The 5,412-nt window shown below is 37.4% G+C and carries 4 protein-coding genes and 1 pseudogene; 1 reads left to right on the top strand and 4 read right to left on the bottom strand.

Features of this window, described 5'->3' with window-relative positions:
* The 4 genes from Q0972_RS12045 to Q0972_RS12030 form a co-directional block, all read right to left on the bottom strand.
* Positions 1 to 1,615: penicillin-binding protein 2 (locus Q0972_RS12045; RefSeq protein ID WP_299365968.1), on the bottom strand; the 1,615-nt coding region annotated here is incomplete at its 3' end.
* Positions 1,612 to 2,118 carry a rod shape-determining protein MreD gene (locus tag Q0972_RS12040; RefSeq protein ID WP_299365967.1) on the bottom strand — a complete coding sequence of 169 codons (507 nt, stop codon included), beginning with the start codon at positions 2,116 to 2,118 and terminating at the stop codon, positions 1,612 to 1,614. The genes Q0972_RS12045 and Q0972_RS12040, both read right to left, overlap by 4 nt.
* Complete coding sequence (gene mreC / locus Q0972_RS12035) at positions 2,111 to 2,932, bottom strand: rod shape-determining protein MreC (protein WP_299365966.1); 822 nt, start codon at positions 2,930 to 2,932, stop codon at positions 2,111 to 2,113. Before mreC ends, Q0972_RS12040 begins: the two co-directional genes overlap by 8 nt.
* Positions 2,933 to 2,942: 10 nt before the next feature.
* Complete coding sequence (locus Q0972_RS12030) at positions 2,943 to 3,971, bottom strand: rod shape-determining protein (RefSeq protein ID WP_299365965.1); 1,029 nt, start codon at positions 3,969 to 3,971, stop codon at positions 2,943 to 2,945.
* Between the two features lie 259 nt (positions 3,972 to 4,230).
* Here Q0972_RS12030 and Q0972_RS12025 point away from each other — a divergent pair.
* Positions 4,231 to 5,412 (top strand): annotated as a pseudogene (locus Q0972_RS12025) (hypothetical protein); the annotation flags it as partial.

Below are 5,412 nucleotides of genomic sequence, written 5' to 3'. Positions count from 1 at the left end.
TTTTTACACTGTCAATTATAGCAAAATTTTCTGCAGTCCCAGTTTTGCCGCAAATCTCAATACCTCTAACTTGTAACATATCTGCAGTTCCTTTATTATAAACATCGTACATGCCTTGAATTATAGGCTCAAAATGTTGCTTATCAATAGTTGTATATCTTGGCGTAGTAAACTTTGAAGGGATGGTATCTCCTTCAATTTCTTTGATAATATGCGGTGTATAAAAGTAGCCACGATTTCCTATTGCCGCTGCCATATTAGCTAATTGAATAGGAGTGGCCAAAACTTCTCCTTGGCCAATGGCATTTGATATGGTAAATGTAGTGTACCATCTATTTTTACCATAACCTCTGTCGTACGTTGCTGCAGTCGGTACTTTACCTGGTTGCCCAACAGATAGGTCATTATTGAGATAATTGCCTAGACCAAAGCTCTTAATATGTTTACTCCAATTGTCCATTCCTTCAGCGGGCGAATCATATTTGTCTATAATTCGTCGGTACACATTGGCAAAGTACGCATTGCAGGATTCGTATATGCCTATGTTCATGTTTGCTGGACTCCGATGCACATGGCATCCCATTTTTCTATTGCCATACCGATAGCCCATTGCACAACTAAAACGTTCTTCAGTAGTCACTACACCTTCTTGTAACGCCACCAGGGCATTAAGCGTTTTAAATGGCGACCCTGGTGGGTACATAGCCTGTAAACCTCTGTCAAATAAAGGTTTTGCAATACTATCTTTATAGAGCTTATTGAAATTCTTTGACCTATCTCTCCCTACTAATAGATTAGGATTATATGAGGGACCCGACACCATTGCCAAAATTTCACCAGAACTAGGTTCTATAGCGACAATGCCACCACGTTTATTGGTCATTAATAACTCACCGTAAGCTTGGAGTCTAGAATCTATAGTTATAGTAATGTCTTTGCCTGGTTTTGGTAATGTATCAAAAGTCCCATTCTTATACGGGCCAATATTTTTATTAAAACGGTCTTTTTGAATAAACTGAATCCCTTTAATGCCTCTCAAGGTTTTTTCGTAGGTTTTCTCAATACCTTGTTTGCCAATAAGGTCACCTAATTTATAGTAAGGCTGTCTTTTAATGATAGTACGATTCACCTCTCCAATATCGCCCAGTACATTGGCTCCAATTGTAGTTTGGTAAGAACGTAACGAACGTTTTTGAATATAAAACCCTTCATATTTGTGCATCTTTTCTTGTAGTACTGCATAATCAGTTTTAGAAAGTTGAGGTACAAAGGGAGATGGTAGTCTGGGAGAGTAATTTTTGGCGCGATCTAATTTTTTATTGTATTCTTCGAGCGTTATTCTTAGTAGACTGCAGAATTCATTAAGTTCAGAAGCGTCCATTGGCTCTACTTCCCTTGGAATAACCATAACGTCATAAGATGGTTGATTGGCGACTAAAAGTTTTCCATTTCTATCGTAAACATAACCACGTTTTGGATAGTTATAAACTTTTCTAATGGCGTTATCTTCAAAAATATCGTATTCGTAACCACCATAAATTTGCAAATAGAACAAGCGCGCTATAAAGACCAAACCAACAAGTAAAACAGTAGTTATGAGTAAGAGCTTTCTCATTTTTTATTTCGACTAAACAAAATTATAATCAGTATACTAAGTATTATAGTGAAAATACTAGAGAATAACGTCTTTTTTAGTATTAAAAGTATACTCGAAATATTAAAAATCTCAAGGGAAAACAGGACAAGATGATGTATTAAAGTACCAAAGGTAATATAAGTGATAAGGCTTCCTATTTCGGTATTACTAAACTTAATGCTTTGATGCTCATATAACATACCAAAAGATGTTTTTAAAAGTATTGGTCTTGTATAGGCCAATACAACTGAAGCTGCTGCATTTACACCTCCAGAATCCAAAAACATATCGATCAACATTCCTAGTAAAAAACTAGATATGAGTAAAATCATTCTATTCTCCCTAATTGGAAATAGAAAAATAAAGATGATATAGACATAAGGATTAATATACCCCAAAAAGTTAATATTACTGCAAATTATTACTTGTACTAACAGCAATACAAAAAATCGAATACTATTTATGCCTAAAATACTATTCATCGCTATTGTTTTCTAAGTCTATGATTTCTTTTCTGTCTCGATTTTCAAGAATGTAAACCGTGCCAATACTAGACATGTCATTAAACAATTTTACTTGTATAGTATATGTGTCACCACTAATATCAGTTTCAAAGCTGTCAACGCTACCTATACCAATCCCTTTTGGAAAGATGGCAGATTGGCCTCCAGTAACAATAGTGTCTCCGACTTTTACTGGCGCAAACTTTGAGACATCTATAAGCTGTACAATTTTGGGCGAGTCTCCATCCCATGTAAGCGAGCCTATATGATTAGAGGTATTTAACTTAGCATTGATTCTACTTTTTTTGCTTAATATTGAGAGCACTGTGGCATAATTTCCAGACAGGTTGTCAACAATACCAATAATACCTTTTGATGTTATTACCCCAAAATCTTGTTTTATACTATCATTTTTACCCTTATTAATAGTAAGGTAATTGTTAGTTAATGAATAACTATTTTTATAGACATCTGCTGTAAAAACTTTATAGATTTTATCAGAATAGCTTGTGTCAATTGAGGAATTATTTGCTGAAGATTTTAGATTAAATAATGTTTCCCTTAGCTGCTTATTTTCTTCAGATAGGATTTCGTTCTCTTTTTGTAAATTAAAATATTTATCGATTGAATTTGAAAGACTATACAGACCGCCAGTTATACCATTTGCGGAATTTATGAATTTACTTCTGTGATAGGAATGTGATTGAATGGTTAAAGCTAAGGCAACACTAAAAAGAAATAAAAACAACAGAAAGGTTTTGTTTCTTATAACAAAATTGATGATTTGTTGCATTATTTACTTGTTATTTTATCAATACGCTCTTGTATTTTGATAAGTTTTTAAGAACAATTCCTGTGCCTCTTACCACAGCTCTTAGGGGATCTTCAGCTATATAAACCGGTAAGTCGGTTTTTTGAGATAGACGCTTATCCAAGCCCCGTAACATAGATCCACCACCTGCTAAATAAATACCAGTATTATAGATATCAGCAGCTAATTCAGGAGGAGTTTGAGATAATGTCTCCATAACTGAATCTTCAATTCGAAGAATGGATTTATCCAATGCTTTTGCGATTTCGCGATATGAAATTTGTACTTGTTTAGGTTTTCCTGTCAATAAATCTCGTCCTTGAACACTCATGTCCTCGGGCGGTAATTCTAAATCTTCAGTCGCCGCTCCAATTTGAATCTTGATTTTTTCTGCTGTTCTATCACCAACATATAAGTTGTGCTGTGTGCGCATATAGTAGATGATGTCATTAGTGAACACATCTCCAGCAACTTTTACAGATTTATCACAAACAATTCCTCCTAGTGCAATAACGGCAATTTCAGTAGTTCCACCACCAATATCTACAATCATGTTTCCTTTAGGTTGCATAATATCTACACCAATACCTATGGCAGCTGCCATAGGTTCGTGAATTAAGTAAACCTCTTTACCATTAACACGCTCACACGATTCTTTTACTGCACGCATTTCTACCTCTGTTATTCCCGAAGGAATACAAACGACCATACGTAAAGCAGGATTGAAAAATTTCTTTTTCAAAGCAGGAATGTTTTTAATGAACAAATTGATCATTTGCTCTGATGCGTCAAAGTCTGCAATAACACCATCCTTTAGTGGTCGTATGGTCTTAATATTTTCGTGGGTTTTGCCCTGCATCATATTGGCTTCTTTACCAACGGCAATGATTTTTCCACTAATACGGTCTCTTGCTACAATAGAAGGGTTATCTACAACAACCTTGTCATTATGTATTATTAAGGTGTTTGCGGTTCCTAAATCTATGGCTATTTCTTCTGTCAGGAAATCAAAAAATCCCATGCGTTGATCTGTAAATTAATTTGGGTTAAAAGTAATACGTAAAAGTAATAAATCCTGTAAAATAAACACCAGTTAATTCAATTAACTTCAACGATACCTTTTATAGTTATCCCGTAGCGTTTTTCATTTATAGCTTGCCAAAGGTAGAGGTTTGCTAATCAGTATATTAAAATAGTTTTTTTGTTTGTGTTAGCTGGCTAACATTTTGAGAAAATAGACGGTACTAATTTTAAGCAATCAAAAAAAGCATTTAAATAAAATGAAACAAAAATTACAATTAAAGACTATGATTAAGGAAATAATAGCCTTATCATTATTTTTTGCAGGAAGCTTGAGTAGTTTGGCTCAAGGTGCAACATTTACTAGTGTAGATCCTGCAACAGATGTATTAACGATTACCAATACGGGATCTTCAATGGTAGATGTTACCAATTACTGGCTTTGTTTAGGGCCAGGTACTTATGTTAGAGTTGGCACTGTAACACCAATAGCAGGCGATTATATGTTATTAGCTAATGAATCGATAACCTTAACATACGACGTTACTGAATCACAAGACGGATTAAGCCTTTTTAGTACGAATAGTTTTGGGTCTTCCGATCCTAATGTATTGGTATCCTTTGTACAATGGGGAGCTGCTAATCAACCCAGAGCAGGACAGGCGGTGACAGCAGGACGATGGGATGATGCCAATAACTTTGTTTCGGGAAATGGTCCTTATACAACAACAAATGGTGGTTCAGCTGCAGCTTGGAGTTCATGTGATGCAGAAGGAGGAGCGATCCAAATTGCTGGAACAACAGATACTGCGACAACGGTATGTGTAGGAGAAGGTACGGACGATCTAATTCCCGTAGAGTTCGTGGACATGGGCGTTCTGTCGGGCGACAGTTCCACATGGGTCATTACGGACCAGGCAACAGGCGATATTTTGGGCGCACCGGCGACGCAACCGGCAGGAGGCTTCAACCTTGAGGGCGCACCGACAGGAATCTGTGATATTTGGTACCTAAGGTATACAGGCGACATTGGTCTGGCAACGGCAACGAACGTTGCGGACCTTTCGGGATGCTTCGATCTATCTAATCCGATCTCGGTATCGAGAAACGCGGTGAACGGCGGAATGATCCAGATCGCTGGTACTACGGATACCACAGCCACGATATGCGTTGGCGAGGGCACTGACGATCTTATTCCCGTAGAGTTTGTGGACATGAGCGTACTATCAGGCGATAGTTCTACGTGGGTCATTACGGACCAAGCCACAGGAGATATCCTGGGCGCACCAGCGACGCAACCGGCAGGAGGCTTTAATCTAGAGGGCGCACCGACGGGCATCTGCGATATCTGGTACCTAAGGTATACAGGCGACATTGGTCTGGCAACGGCATCTAACGTGGCCGATCTATCGGGCTGCTTCGATCTATCAAATCCTATTTCA

The organism is Winogradskyella sp., from assembly GCF_028282165.1.
Classification (GTDB): Bacteria; Bacteroidota; Bacteroidia; order Flavobacteriales; family Flavobacteriaceae; genus Winogradskyella.
This window is presented reverse-complemented; position numbering and strand designations above follow the sequence as displayed.